The following is a 13,350-nucleotide window of genomic DNA, read 5'->3' as shown; positions in this document are numbered from 1 at the left end:
CCTCCCACCAGACATCTCGTGTTCATTCTCCTGGCTTCTCAAAGTTGGGAAGCGCGTCCCGATCGGACGAGGCCCGCCATTCGCGTACTGCCTCCTCGAGTGGCCGGGGGAGGTTCGCGCGATCATTCATGGCGATTCGGTACTGCCTCTTCGCATCCTCGGTGCTTTCTGTGATTGCGGCCATGATGTCTGTAACCAGCTCGTCGCTGTCGAACCGATCACACGTTCCCGGCGCCAGGTACAGATCTGTCAAGCGGCCCATTACATCGACCTCGGGGATGACCAGGCCGCTGGGTGAGGGGCGACGCGCCACTATCGCCTCCGAGCGCTCACGCACAGTTGCGACGCGATGGCGTAGCTCGCGCATCATGGCGAGGGCGACGCGCACATCGGGATGTATCTCTCTCATCAGGCCTCACTCACTGTCCGATGTGAATTGTGGCGGCCGGACTCGAGGCGATCCGCACCGGACTTCCCAATGATGGGGACAGTCGTGCCCGGCAGGCAGCGGTGCTGACCGGAACGAACTGACCCGCCCCTGCCGGCCGCACCCGCGTAGCGCACTCAGTACACGTCGCGCACGTACCGCTTCTCCGCGGTCAGCTGCTTCTTGAAGGCCAGCGCCGCATCCTCGTCGAGGTTGCCGTGGATGCGGGCGATCTTCAGGAGGGCGTCGTCGACGTCGCGGGCCATGCGCGCGGCGTCACCGCAGACGTACAGGTGGGCGCCGTCGCGCAACCACGCCCACAGCTCCGCGCCGTGCTCGATCATGCGGTGCTGCACGTAGATCCGTTCGCGCTGGTCCCGCGAGAAGGCGAGGTCGAGCCGGGTGAGAAAGCCCGAGCGGAACATGTCCTCGAGTTCGGTGCGGTAGTAGAAGTGGTCCTGGGCGTGCTGATCGCCGAAGAACAACCAGTTGCGCCCGCGGCATCCCAGCGCGCGGCGTTCGTGCAGGAAGCCGCGGAACGGCGCGATGCCGGTGCCCGGACCCACCATGATCATCGGCGCGTTCGGATCCAACGGCGGCCGGAAATGCGGTGCGCGCTGCAGGAATACGGGTACGCCACCGGTCTCGTCCCGGTCGGCGAGAAAGGTGGAGCAGACTCCGCCGCGCGGGTCCTCGGTCGCGCCGTAGCGCACCACGCCGACGGTGAGCTGCACCTCGCGCGGACTCACCAGCGGGCTCGACGAAATCGAATATTGCCGCGGTTGCAGCTTTTTCAGCACCGACAGCCACTCCACCAGATCGGCCCGCACGGGAAAGTCGCGCAGGACGTCGACGGCATGGCGATCCCACAGATAGCGGTCCAGTTCGTTGCGGTTGTCGCGGCGCAGCAGTTTCGCCAACTGCTGACCGGGATTGCGGGCGGCGATGAAGGACAGCAGATCGCCACTGATCTTGGTGATGTCGAAATGCGTGCGCAGTGCCGATTCCAGCGGCACGTCGCGCCCGTCGATCTCCACCGGCCGGGCGCCGTCGAGCCCGGTCGCCGCCAGCCAATTCCGCACGGCGGCAACCCCGTTCGAGGGCCATATGCCGAGGCTGTCGCCGACCTCGTAGCCGGCGTCCAGACCGCTCAGGTCGAAACCGAACTGCCGCACCTCCTTGCCGGATCCGGGCCGCGACAGCAGTTCGTTGCGGACCAGCGGGGCCAGGACCGGAGCGTTGCGGGTGAACGGCGCGGGGATCGAGCGGGGGGCGCGGGTGGGCGCGGGGGAGCGGGCCTCGACGCGGTCGAGCACACGCACACCGAGCCCCGCGGGCGCGCCGGCACGACCGCCACCGGTGGACGGCACCACACCCTCGGAGCCGCCGGACGTCTCGGCCACACCGCTACCGCTGGGCGCACCCGCACCATGGTCGCCGGTGGGCGCATTCCCACGACCGTCACCCAGCGCGGCGAGGACCGCGGTGATCCACTCGTTCGACAGATCCTCGTGATCCGGTTCGCTGTCGACGCGATCCAGCAAGCGGACACCGCCCCGTTCGGACAGCAGCCGATCCACCTTGCGGCCGTAACCGCAGAAATCGTCGTAGGAGGAGTCGCCGAGGGCGAAGATGCCGTACCGCAGACCGTTGAACCGAATCCCACTCTCCTGCAGCCGGTCCCAGAAGTCGGCGGCATTGTCCGGTGGGCCGCCGTCACCGAAGGTGCTGGTGACGAGCAGTACGTCACCGGTCAGCTCGGGCAGATCGCACGCGTTCATCTCGACCAGCCGGGGCGCGTGCCCGTGTTCGGCGAGCGCCGCCGCCACCGTCGCGGCCAATTCTTCGGCGGTACCGGTCTGGGAAGCCCACAGCACGGTCACCGGCCGTTGGTGTGAGCCTGCCGGCGCGGCGGGTGAGGGTGCTGCCACTGTGGCGCCGGTCGGGGAGCCCGCCGCCCGCGAGTACATCCCCGCCAGCAGCCCGTCGATCCACCAGCGGCTGCGGTCGGACAGCGGCGCCGATTCCGGGAGGACGGGCTGCCCCTGAACCGGAAGCGATTGCAGCGCGGCCAGATAGCCGCCCAGATAGATCCGCTCCGCCTCGCTGAGCATGGGCGCGGGCGCGGAATCGAGTCCCAGCATGGCGGCGAGTGGATGCGATGCCGGTGCGCCGCCGGATGTGATCGGGCTGCCGCCCGCGGCGTCGACACGGTGGTCCGGTTCGGTGCCGCCCCGGTTGTCCTCGTCGATGCCGTCGCGGGTGTCCCGTGCGGGGCCGACGCGTCGCAGCGTCACCGCGCACACCTTGAATTCCGGTTGTAGCGAATCCTGATCCACGGCATCGTTGGTCACGGCATTGATCGTCAGATATTCGCCCTGCTCGTCGTTCCAGTGGAACGGTGCGAAACACGAACCCGGCCGCACCCGATCGGTGATCCGTACCGGCAGCACGGCTCGGCCACGGCGAGAAGCGATGTCGATCTGGTCGCCGGGACGCACATCCAGCGCGCGCGCATCGTCGGGATGCACTTCGAGAAACGGCGCCGGATTCAATTTGTTCAACTTCGCGACCCGGCCGGTTTTGGTCATCGTGTGCCATTGATGTTGGACGCGACCGGTGTTCAGGACGAAGGGATAGTCGTCGTCGGGCATTTCGGCGGCCGCCATATGCGGCCGGGGCCAGAACACGGCTCGTCCGCTCGTGGTGGGAAAGAGCAGCGCACCCGCATCGCCGGTGCGACAGCGAATCGGATTGCGGCGCTGCGCGGAATCGGCACAGGGCCACTGCATCGGACCCTCGCGCAGTGCGGTGTAACTCATTCCGCTCAGGTCGTATCCGGTCGCCGGATTGGCGAAGCCACGGATTTCTTCGAAAATCTCGGCGCTGGAACGATAGTCGAATCCGTCGAAGCCCATCGCCGTCGCGATCCGCGCGATCCATTCCCAATCCGGCAGTGCCGCGCCGAGTGGATCCACCGAATGCCGCAGGAGGGTGACCGTGCGTTCGGAATTGACCATCACGCCGTCGGATTCGGCCCACAGCGCCGCCGGCAGCAGCAGATCGGCATAGGCATTGGTCGCGGTGTCGAGATAGGCGTCCTGGGTGATCACCAGTTCCGCCGCCTCCAGACCGGCGATGACGGTTTTGCGATTCGCCACCGAGGCCACCGGATTACTGCAGATGATCCAGCACGCCTTGATGGTGCCCTCGGCCAGTTCCCGGAACATCTCGATCGTGCCGTGTCCGGATTCGGCGCGAATGGTGCCGGGCGGCAGGTGCCATGCGGTTTCGACGAAGCGGCGATCGGCCTCCACGAGGGCACTGCGCTGGCCGGGCAAGCCGGGACCCATGTAGCCCATTTCCCTCCCGCCCATGGCATTCGGCTGCCCGGTCAGCGAGAACGGCCCGCTGCCGGGCCGGCAGATGGCGCCGGTGGCCAGATGCAGATTGCAGACGGCATTGGTGTTCCACGTGCCGTGGGTGGACTGATTGAGCCCCATCGTCCACAGCGTCATCCAGTCACCGGCCGCGCCGATCCACGCGGCGGCGGTGCGAATATCGTCCTCGGCCAGCCCGGTGATCTCGGCGACGCGGTCCGGTGGATAGTCGGCGAGGAACTGCGGCATCGCCTCCCAGCCCTCGGTGTGCGCGGCGATGAATTCGGTGTCGATATCGCCGTTGCCGACCAGCAGGTGCAGCAATCCGTTCAGCAGCGCCAGATCCGTGCCGGGTCTGATCTGCAGGAAGAGATCGGCCCGGGCGGCGGTGTCGGTCCGCCGCGGATCCACCACGATCAATTTGGCCCCGGCCTTGAGCCGATCGGCCATGCGCAGGAACAGAATCGGATGACAGTCGGCCATATTCGAGCCGATCACGAAGAACAGATCGGCACGGTCGAGGTCGTCGTAGGACCCCGGCGGGCCGTCGGCGCCCAGCGATTGTTTGTATCCGGTGCCCGCGCCGGCCATGCACAGCCGTGAATTGGATTCGATATTGATCGTGCGCAGGTAGCCCTTTGCGAGTTTGTTCGCCAGATACTGCGCTTCCAGCGACATCTGCCCGGAGACGTAGAGCGCGACGGCATCGGGACCGTATTCGTCGACGATCGCGCGCAACCGCTGTGCCGCCTGCCGCACGGCCTCCTCGACGGGCAGTTCGACCGGTTCTCGTCCGCGCTGGGGCCGGTGCAGGGCGGTCGTCATCCGCCCGGGCGCACGCATCAATTCGAGGTGGGTGGCGCCTTTGGTGCACAGCCGCCCGGCATTGACCGGATGCAGTTTGTCGCCGCTCACCTTCGCGATGACGGGTGCGCCGGCCGCGTTACGCTCGGTCTGCACCGTGATGCCGCAGCCCACGCCGCAGTAGGAGCACGCGGTCCGGACGGTGCTCTTGGAGTTCTCGGCGCTCGACACATCCCCGATGATGGCGAGCCGCCGTTGCGACGGATTTACCGAACGTTATCGGCAGATGACGAAAATCCTCACCACTTCGGCATCTGCACGGTGAGATTTCCGGTTCGCGCCCGGTCGGGCGCCGTTTCCGCGGTCGATACCACGGCGTGCGGTGAGCTACTTCACCCCAGTTTGTAACCGCGATGCAGTGCGACGATGCCGCCGGTCAGATTGCGCCACTGCACCGACGACCAGCCGGCATCGGCGATCCGCATCGCCAACTGCCGCTGATTGGGCCACGCCCGGATCGATTCGGCCAGGTAGACGTAGGCGTCCGGATTGCTGCTGACGGCCTCGGCGACCTTCGGCAACACCTTCATCAGGTATTCCATGTAGATCGTGCGGAACGGCCCGAAGACCGGGGTGGAGAACTCCGCCACGACCAGGCGTCCGCCCGGTTTGGTGACGCGCAGCATCTCGCGCAGGGCGGCGTCCGGTTCGGAGACGTTGCGCAGGCCGTAGGAGATGGCGACCGCGTCGAAGGAGTCGTCGGCGAACGGCAGGGCGGTGGCGTCGCCGTTCACCATCGGCACCCGGCGGAACCGCCCCGCCTCCAACATGCCCTTGGAGAAGTCCAGGGCCAGGCACCAGGCGCCCGATTTCGCGAATTCGGCGGTGGAGACGCCGGTTCCGGCCGCCAGGTCCAGCACCCGTTCCCCGGGCCGCAGGGCCAGCGCCCGGCGGGTGGCCCAGCGCCAATAGCGGTCCTGCCCGCCGGTGAGCACCGTATTGGTCAGGTCGTACCGCTTCGCGACCCCGTCGAACATGGACGCGACCTCATGCGGTTGCTTGTCCAATGAGGCCCGAAACGACTCTGTCTTCGCCACGGAAGTGACCCTAGCGTCCGCCGCCCGGCGCAGGGACGCGGGCCGGTGCGCGATCACGGGGAGGATTGGGCGCCTGCGCTATTCGCTCGTCCGGCTCGACAGTGCATAGGCCAGATGCTTGACCATCTCGGTCGCCAGCACCGCCTGACCGGAGGTCGAGAAGTGGATGCGATCCGCGCTGAGCAGGTTGTCGCGATCGTTGACGGGGTGATCCCACATGTCGACGACGACCGCCCCGTAGTCGGCGGCGATTCGGCGGGTGAGGGCGTTCATGGTGCGAATTCGCTCGGGCCAGTCGGGAAAGGCCGGTACGACATAGGCGCTTGCGAGAGTGAACGTCGTCAGCAGGGCGCCGGTGCCCGCCGCGGCGTCGTACATTCGCCGCATCCCTGCGTCGATCTCGTCGAAGTCGGGATCGCGCCGCGTGATGTCGTTCGGACCGCACGGCAGATGCAGCAGGTCCGGACGGAAGTCCACGATGCGGTCGAGTTGGCGGGCCGAGGTCTGCGCCGTGGTGGCCCCGACCTTCGCGGTGCAGAGATAGCGCAGGTCCGGGCGTACGCGCCGCAGTATTTTCACGAGTCGCTCGGGCCAGCCCGCGTTCGAGTAGCCCGGCGTGGGATCGCCGACGCCGGCCGACAGACTGTCACCGGCCACGGCGAATCGTCGCCACGGCACATCGAACAGCAATGCGGCCGCGGTGGTGTCGGAGAGGCAGAGCGGATCGGATTCCTCGGACGGGGCCGCGGAGGTGATCGGGGGATTCGACATGATGACCTGCTTCATTTCGAGCTACGGGCACGAGGCGTGATACCGAATGCCGTTGCCGCCCCGACGACGGCTACGACCGCGATGAACAGCCAGCCGTGCCGAAAAGCGGTCACCATCCGGTCGGTGGTGGCCAGCGATCCGAGCAGCGCGATCAGCACCGCGACGCCCAGGACGTAGCCGAGTTGGCGGGCGGTGTTCACCACGGCGCTGCCGGTGGCCGACCGTTCCGGCGGCAGATCGACGGCGGCGGAGGCGATCATCGTGGGCAGGGCGAGACCGATGCCGATGCCGGAGATCACCCACCCCGGCAGAACCGCGGTCGCGTACTGCACCGGAGTGGCGGCCGTGAACAGCACCAGCAGGACGCCGGCCGCGAACAGCGCATTGCCCAGGGCCACAACGACTCCCGCCGGTATCCGCCGGATCAGTCGCTGGCTGACGGCGGCGAAGATCGGCACCATGATCGGGCCGGGGACGATGGCGAGCCCGGTTTCGATCGTGCCGAAACGGGCCGCGTTCTCGAGCCACAGCGTGATGCTCAGGAACCACGCCCCGAATGCCGTGCAGAAGGCCAGCACGGTGGCGTTGGCCCAGGCGAACGTCGGCACCCGGAACAGGTCCGGCGGCACCACCGGATCCGGATGCCGGCGCATCCGCAGCACGAACAGGACCACGCCGAGCACCGCCACGGCCGATGCCGTCCACGTCGCGCCGCCGGTCCACGCATCGCTTTCGACCAGCGCCAGCGCCAGCGCCCCGATCGCCACGATCAACGCCACCACCCCGAGCAGATCGGGCACGCGGGTGGAGGTTCGCTGCGCGAGATTCGGCACCAGCCATACGGCCGCGAGCCCGGTCACCACACCCACCGGCAGATTGATCAGGAAGACCCAGCGCCAGGAGATCTCGACCAGCGCTCCGCCGACCACCGGGCCGCAGGCCGCGGCGAACGAACTCGTCGTGGCCCAGATCTTCACCGCGCCCGGCACCCGCGCCTGCGGCAGCACCGTGAGCAGCAAACCCAGGCCGGCCGGCGTCAGGGCCGCGGCGCCCACCGCCTGCAGCAGCCGGAACGCCACCAGCGCCCACAGCGTCGGAGCCGCGGCACAGGCCACGCTCGCCGCGGTGAAAAGGCCGAGGCCGGAAAGGAATCCGGCCTTGCGGCCGAAACGATCGGAGAATCGGCCCGCCGGAATCAACAGAGCCGCGTAGACGATCGCGTAGCCGTTGAGCACCCAACTCACATCGGCCGGCGACGATCCCCGGTAGGACTCGCCGATCTTCGTGAAGGCCACGTTCACCACGAAGACGTCGAGCATCGCCACGAATGCGGCCGAGCACAGGATCCACACGATCGCCGTCGAACGGTCCCGGACCGGCGTGAATTCGTCCGCGGTTACGGACTGTTCTGCTGTTACGCCATCCATCAGGCATCCCTTCTCGTCACCATCGGCGGTGCCGTCGCGCGCCGATGTGCTCGAAAGAATACGGTCGACCGTATGTTTAAGGCAACAGTCGATTCGCCGCGATCAGTGACATACGATCGACCGTATGGTCGTATCCGAGGAGCGCGAGACAGCGGAAAGTGCCGACCAGCGGCTACGCCGCGGTGCGCGCTCGCGCCGCGCGGTGACCCGCCGTGCGATCGAGATCGCCTCGGTGGACGGACTCGACGGGCTGAGTTTCGGCCGGTTGGCCGAGGATCTCGAGGTCAGCAAGGCCGGCATCCAGACCCTGTTCCGAACCAAGGAGAAGCTGCAACTCGCGACCGTCGACGCGGCGCGGGAGGTGTTCGTGGAGACCGTCGTCCGCCCGGCGCGCGACGCCCCGGCGGGCATCGCGCGGCTTCGCGCCCTCGTCGACCGATGGATCGACTATGTCGAGCGCCCGGTATTTCCCGGCGGATGCTTCTTGGGCGCGAATCTGCCCATTTTCGACAGCCGGCCGGGGCCGGTCCGCGACGCATTGCGCGAACAGCAGCGCGACTGGGTCGCCGTTCTGGCAGCGCAGTTCCGGCGCGCGGTCGACGCCGGCGAGATCGCCGACGTGGATCCCGAGGCGGCCGGCTTCGAGGTCGCGGCCGTCCTGAATGCCGTCAACGTCGCGCTGCGCCTCGGCGACGACGACAGCGTGGCCATGGCACGAGGGGTCATCGACCGTCTGCTCCGGAAGGCCGTCTGAAACCGTCGGGCGCGCCGGGTCGTCTCGGATCGGCTGCGATGCGGCGCTTCACGCGCTGCGGTGCAGAGCTTCCTGCCCGCCGATCACCTCGTGATAGTGCCCCATCAGCTCGGTGCAGATCGCGGGCCAGGTGCGGTGCAGCACCGATTTGCGTGCCGCGCCGGCGAATCGGGCTCGCAGCGCCGGATCACGCAGCGCCGCAACCGCACTCGGCAGCAGTTCGGCGAACCGGTCGACGGGCAGCAGATATCCGTTGCGGCAGTGGGCGATCAGATCGCGCGGACCGCCGGCATCGGGTCCGATCACCGGAGTGCCGCAGGCCAGCGCCTCCTGCACGCCCTGGCAGAAGGTCTCGTGCTCGCCCGGGTGGACCATCAGGTCCAGGCTCGCGTAGGCCTGGGCGAGTTCGGCGCCGCCGAGTTCGCCGGTGAAGACGGCCGTCGGCAGCAGGCGTTGCAGATGCGCCCGCTCCGGTCCGTCGCCGACCACGACCAGCCGAATATCGGGATCGTTCGCCAGCGCGGCGAGACGTTCGACATGTTTCTCCGGCGCCAACCGGCCGACGAATCCGACCACCAGCCGGTCACCGTCCGCCCATCGCGCGTGCACGTCGGCGTCGCGCGCGCCGGGTGTGAACCGCACGGCATCCACGCCACGGGCCCAGCGGTGCACGCGGGCGATGCCGTGCCGCTCGAGGTCGTCCATCGCCGCTGTCGAGGGCGCCAGGGTGCGCGCCGCGCGATTGTGGATGCGCCGCGTCCACGCCCACGCCGCCCGCTGCGCCGCGCCCAATCCGTAGCTGGCCGCGAATCCGGCGACATCGGTCTGATACACGGCCACGGCCGGCAGATCCAGGCGCAAGGCGGCCGCCGCACCGCCCGCACCGAGCAGGAAGGGTGAGGCCAGATGCACCACATCGGCATCGAAATCCTCGATCGCCGAGGTCAGCAGCGGTTGCGGCAGGCCCACCGGCAGTGAACTGACCCGGGGCACCATGACCGCCGGCACCCGGATCACCGGAAAGCGGCCGTACGAGCGAGGCGCCGCGGCCTGGCCGCGGGGAGTGTCCGGGGCGATGACGAGCGCATCGTGTCCGTTGCGGTCCAGGTGGGCCAGGACCTGCAGCACGGAGTTCACGACACCGTTCATATTCGGCAGAAACGATTCGGAGACGATCGCTACACGCACCCCTGCAGTGTGCGATGCGCGGCACGCCAGGACACCACACCCATGTGACGGATGTGCGAAGTTCGGGCGAACAGCTAGCCGGAGGTGCGCACCGAACGGCGCTCGAAGCGGCGCACCACCAACAGCACCGGCAGCGCCACCACCCACACCACCACGATCACCGACAGCGCCGGAATGACCGCGACCCGGGCGTCGCGCCCGGCGACTCGGACCAATTCCGGATCGCTGCGGCTGTATTCGACATTGATCCGCTCACCGGCGGTGAGTTTGGTGGGATACAGCACCCCCACCTTCGGATTGTGCGTGACACCGTCCGGCGTCACGTAGGTGACCGCGGAGCGCAGCCGGCCCGCCGACAACACTTCCGCGCTGGTCACCCCCTTGTCGGAACTGATCAACATGTCGTCGCGCCACGCCGCCAGCACCAGCAGTACGGCCAGCACGCTCACCGCGGTGGCGATCACCACGAGGATGATCCGGGTCCGGCGCAGCCGAGGCGAACCGGCCTCGGCTCGGTGCTCGCGCGCAGCAGACTCGGTGGTTTCCGACACCGCAACAGGCTATTGCATGCTTCCGATAGCGTGTGCGCTCATGTCCCGAAACTTCCGCTTCACCGTGTCATACACCGTCCCGGTCGAGGAATTGCACCGGGCGCTCACCAGCGACGAATTCTGGCAGGCCCGCTTCGAGGGCGCGGAGACCGCGACCATCGAGCTGGCGCACCCGAACGGGCCCGGCACCATCCATCTGCGCATGACCGAGACGGCCCGCCAGGACAAGATTCCGGCCATCGTCCGCAAGGTGCTCAAGGCCGAACTGGTGCTCGAACGCACCGACGACTGGGGTCCGCTGGAGGGCAATTCCGCCGCGGGCACCTTCTCGGCGACCTCCTCGGGCATCTCCTCCGAGATGACCGGCAAATACCTGCTGCGGCCCGCGGGCACCGGCTCCGAACTGGAGGTCAGCGGCAGCGTGAAGGTGAAGGTGCCGCTGGTCGGCGGGGCCATCGAGCCACTGGCCGAACAGTTGCAGCACCGGGTGGTGAACAGCGAGCGCAAATTCGTCGAGCAGTACTTCGCCGCCAAATCCGGGACATAGATCCGGGACATCGCGGAAAGTGGGTGCGAGCAGCGCGGCCGCTCGCACCCGTCGCACGATCGGCTACTGCGCCCCCGGACCGAAAGCGCCGCCGTCGAATTCACGCTGTTCGACCAGGACGAGCCAATTGCCGGAGTTGTCGCGCATCACCGCTTCCACGCCGTACGGGCGCTCGGCGGGCGGCTGCACGAAGTCGACACCCTTGGCGGTGAGCTCCTCGTAGGCCTTCTGGCAGTCCTCGGTGCGCAACCCCAGCGCGCCCATGGTGCCGTTGCCGAGTGAGCGGCGGATCGCCTCGGCCATCGTCTCGTCGAGCGGCGGTCCCGGCACCATCAGCGTCACCTCGAGTTCGGGGTGATCCGGTTGGGCCACGGTGACCCAGCGGAAGCCGTTGTCGCCCATGGAGATATCGGCGGTTTCCACGAAGCCCAGCTTGTCGATGTACCACTGCTTGGCCGCGGACTGATCGGTCACATACACGGTGACCAGCGATACGTTGGTGATGGTCGTCATGAGCTCAGGCTATGAGCCCGCGGCGCCCGCCGGCTTCTCCGAAATTGCGCCACCGGGATCGGGCGCGGGCTCCGGCGGTTTCCGATCGGAGAGCCCGTGCATGAACACATAACACCCCGGAATGCGCGGGACTCCGTCCGCCGCGAATTTCGCCTGATAGGCCGACGGCGTCATCCCCACCAGTTCGGTGAATTTGCGGCTGAACGAGCCCAGGCTGGTGTACCCGACCAGCATGCACGCCTCGGTCACGGTGATGTTGGTGGCGCGCAACAGGTCCTGCGCGCGTTCGATGCGCCGCTCGGCCAGATACAGCGCGGGGGTGCGGCCGTAGGTGGCGGCGAAACAGCGCAGGAAATGATATTTCGACACCCCCGCGGTCGCGGCCAGCTCATCCACGTCGAGGGGACGGGCGTATTCGCGATCCACCAGATCCCGCGCCCGGCGCAGATGCGGCAGCAGGTCCTCCGGCACCGACGGCGTTCGATCGCGACGCGGACGTGCCCCGCCGCGGTCGTTCTCGCTGCGACTGTCCACGCTGCCTCCTGCCCGCCTGTCGGCGCCGCGTATCGCTAGCTGAACGGCGCCGGATCGTCGAAACGCAGCGATGCCCGGCCCGCCGCCCGCCAGGCCCTGGCGGTGAGGTCGGCATCCTCCTCGTCGACGAGATTGCCCATCACCCGCACGGCCGTGCGCTGCAGCAGCGCCGAGCGCATCACCGGCGGTCCGCCGGTCGGCACCATCCGCGGGTGGGTGGCCAGCGCCGCGATCCGGCGGGCCACCGAGAAGGTGCGCCCGTAGCGGGCCCGCAGCAGATCCGGCCACACCGTGGTCAGATCCGGTTCGCCGAGTAGTCCGGACAGCAGATGCCCGCCCTCTAGCCCGTAGTCGATGCCCTCGCCGTTGAGCGGATTCACACATCCGGCGGCATCGCCCACCAGCACCCAGTTGCGACCCGCGATATTCGACACCGCCCCGCCCATCGGCAGCAGCGCCGAGGCGACGGCCCGCGCCTCGCCCTCGAAATGCCACTCCGGCCGGCGCAGCGAAACATAATGCTGCAGAAGCGGTTTCAACGCGATATGCGACGGCCGGCGTTCGGTGGCCAGTGAGCCCACGCCGATGTTGACCTCGCCGTTGCCGAGCGGGAACACCCAGCCGTAGCCGGGCACCAGACCGCCTTCGGCATCACGCAATTCCAGATGCGACGTGATCCATTCGTCGTCGCTGCGGGCGGAGCGGATGTAGGCGCGTGCGGCCACGCCGTAGGCGAAGCGGCGATGCCAGACGCGGCCCAGCAACTTCCCGACCGGCGAGCGCACCCCGTCGGCGACGATGAGGATGTCGCAGCGGATCTCCCGCGCGCCCGATTCGGTCTGCACGGTGACACCGGTGACCCGATCGTCCGCGCGCGCCACATCGACCACCCGCACTCCGTCGACCATGCGCGCACCCCACTTGACCGCGGTTTCACGCAGTTTGTCGTCGAGTTCGGTTCGAGGAACGGCACTTCCGTAGGTGGGAAAGGACCCGCCCGGCCAGGGCAGCAGTGCCTCCCGGCCGAATCCGGCCATCCGCAGGCCCCGGTTGACGGTATGCGCGCGCAGCCAATCGCCGAGCCCGAGCGCCTCCAGCTCCGCGGTGGCACGCGGCGTCAATCCGTCGCCGCAGGTCTTGTCCCGGGGAAAGACCGCGGAATCGGTGAGCAACACTTCGCGCCCCGCCCGCGCCGCCCACGCCGCCGCCGCCGAACCGGCTGGTCCCGCACCCACCACCAGCACCTCGACGTGCTCGGGCAGGACGGTGCCGCCCTCCCGTTCCGGTGCTGTCGAACCGCCGTGAGCTGAACCCATAGCCCAATAGTGGCAGAGGGGCCGCCTCGGACTCGCTCGGG

Annotated in this window: 12 protein-coding genes; 2 read left to right on the top strand and 10 right to left on the bottom strand. The window is 68.2% G+C overall.

What is annotated here, in order from left to right; translation table 11 throughout:
* Positions 1-22 precede the first annotated feature (22 nt).
* The 5 genes from NE2_RS15670 to NE2_RS15650 all read right to left on the bottom strand — a co-directional run bounded on the left by NE2_RS15670 (position 23) and on the right by NE2_RS15650 (position 7,906).
* The gene (locus tag NE2_RS15670; RefSeq protein WP_063026818.1) at positions 23-409 is read right to left on the bottom strand and encodes a hypothetical protein; all 387 of its coding nucleotides are present in this window, start codon (positions 407-409) and stop codon (positions 23-25) included.
* A 155-nt stretch (positions 410-564) separates the two neighbouring features.
* Positions 565-4,842: a bifunctional nitrate reductase/sulfite reductase flavoprotein subunit alpha gene (locus NE2_RS15665; protein WP_233429794.1), complete on the bottom strand. Its 4,278-nt coding sequence runs from the start codon at positions 4,840-4,842 to the stop codon at positions 565-567.
* Positions 4,843-5,003: 161 nt separating this feature from the next.
* Complete coding sequence (locus tag NE2_RS15660; RefSeq protein ID WP_030516260.1) at positions 5,004-5,708, bottom strand: demethylmenaquinone methyltransferase; 705 nt, start codon at positions 5,706-5,708, stop codon at positions 5,004-5,006.
* Positions 5,709-5,786: 78 nt separating this feature from the next.
* Positions 5,787-6,479, bottom strand: a complete 693-nt coding sequence (locus NE2_RS15655; RefSeq protein ID WP_063026856.1) for an SGNH/GDSL hydrolase family protein — start codon at positions 6,477-6,479, stop codon at positions 5,787-5,789.
* 11 nt (positions 6,480-6,490) lie between these two features.
* Positions 6,491-7,906: an MFS transporter gene (locus tag NE2_RS15650; protein ID WP_084494074.1), complete on the bottom strand. Its 1,416-nt coding sequence runs from the start codon at positions 7,904-7,906 to the stop codon at positions 6,491-6,493.
* Between the two features lie 124 nt (positions 7,907-8,030).
* Between NE2_RS15650 and NE2_RS15645 the strand changes: the two genes are divergently transcribed.
* On the top strand, positions 8,031-8,660 hold the full coding sequence (locus NE2_RS15645) for a TetR/AcrR family transcriptional regulator (RefSeq protein ID WP_063026814.1): 630 nt from the start codon (positions 8,031-8,033) through the stop codon (positions 8,658-8,660).
* 48 nt (positions 8,661-8,708) lie between these two features.
* Here the strand turns inward: NE2_RS15645 and NE2_RS15640 are convergent, their stop codons facing one another.
* Positions 8,709-9,848: a glycosyltransferase family 4 protein gene (locus tag NE2_RS15640; RefSeq protein WP_063026812.1), complete on the bottom strand. Its 1,140-nt coding sequence runs from the start codon at positions 9,846-9,848 to the stop codon at positions 8,709-8,711.
* Between the two features lie 74 nt (positions 9,849-9,922).
* Complete coding sequence (locus NE2_RS15635; RefSeq protein WP_063026810.1) at positions 9,923-10,399, bottom strand: DUF3592 domain-containing protein; 477 nt, start codon at positions 10,397-10,399, stop codon at positions 9,923-9,925.
* A 40-nt stretch (positions 10,400-10,439) separates the two neighbouring features.
* Between NE2_RS15635 and NE2_RS15630 the strand changes: the two genes are divergently transcribed.
* A complete protein-coding gene (locus tag NE2_RS15630; RefSeq protein WP_063026808.1) occupies positions 10,440-10,946 on the top strand; it encodes a DUF2505 domain-containing protein in 507 nt (168 codons plus the stop codon).
* A gap of 63 nt (positions 10,947-11,009) precedes the next feature.
* Here NE2_RS15630 and NE2_RS15625 read toward each other — a convergent pair whose 3' ends face one another.
* The 3 genes from NE2_RS15625 to NE2_RS15615 form a co-directional block, all read right to left on the bottom strand.
* A complete protein-coding gene (locus NE2_RS15625; RefSeq protein ID WP_063026806.1) occupies positions 11,010-11,459 on the bottom strand; it encodes a VOC family protein in 450 nt (149 codons plus the stop codon).
* A gap of 9 nt (positions 11,460-11,468) precedes the next feature.
* Positions 11,469-11,930, bottom strand: a complete 462-nt coding sequence (locus NE2_RS15620; RefSeq protein ID WP_030516268.1) for a helix-turn-helix transcriptional regulator — start codon at positions 11,928-11,930, stop codon at positions 11,469-11,471.
* Between the two features lie 98 nt (positions 11,931-12,028).
* Complete coding sequence (locus NE2_RS15615) at positions 12,029-13,309, bottom strand: geranylgeranyl reductase family protein (protein ID WP_063026804.1); 1,281 nt, start codon at positions 13,307-13,309, stop codon at positions 12,029-12,031.
* Between the last annotated feature and the right edge of the window lie 41 nt (positions 13,310-13,350).

This window comes from Nocardia elegans NBRC 108235, from assembly GCF_001612845.1.
Classification (GTDB): domain Bacteria; phylum Actinomycetota; class Actinomycetes; order Mycobacteriales; family Mycobacteriaceae; genus Nocardia; species Nocardia nova.
This window is presented reverse-complemented; position numbering and strand designations above follow the sequence as displayed.

Excerpts from the sequence above, each read along its gene's own strand:
- NE2_RS15645 (WP_063026814.1), top strand. The coding sequence starts at position 8,031 with ATGGTCGTATCCGAGGAGCGCGAGACAGCGGAAAGTGCCGACCAGCGG.
- NE2_RS15650 (WP_084494074.1), bottom strand. The coding sequence starts at position 7,906 with ATGGATGGCGTAACAGCAGAACAGTCCGTAACCGCGGACGAATTCACG.
- NE2_RS15655 (WP_063026856.1), bottom strand. The coding sequence starts at position 6,479 with ATGTCGAATCCCCCGATCACCTCCGCGGCCCCGTCCGAGGAATCCGAT.
- NE2_RS15615 (WP_063026804.1), bottom strand. The coding sequence starts at position 13,309 with ATGGGTTCAGCTCACGGCGGTTCGACAGCACCGGAACGGGAGGGCGGC.
- NE2_RS15625 (WP_063026806.1), bottom strand. The coding sequence starts at position 11,459 with ATGACGACCATCACCAACGTATCGCTGGTCACCGTGTATGTGACCGAT.
- NE2_RS15630 (WP_063026808.1), top strand. The coding sequence starts at position 10,440 with ATGTCCCGAAACTTCCGCTTCACCGTGTCATACACCGTCCCGGTCGAG.
- NE2_RS15670 (WP_063026818.1), bottom strand. The coding sequence starts at position 409 with ATGAGAGAGATACATCCCGATGTGCGCGTCGCCCTCGCCATGATGCGC.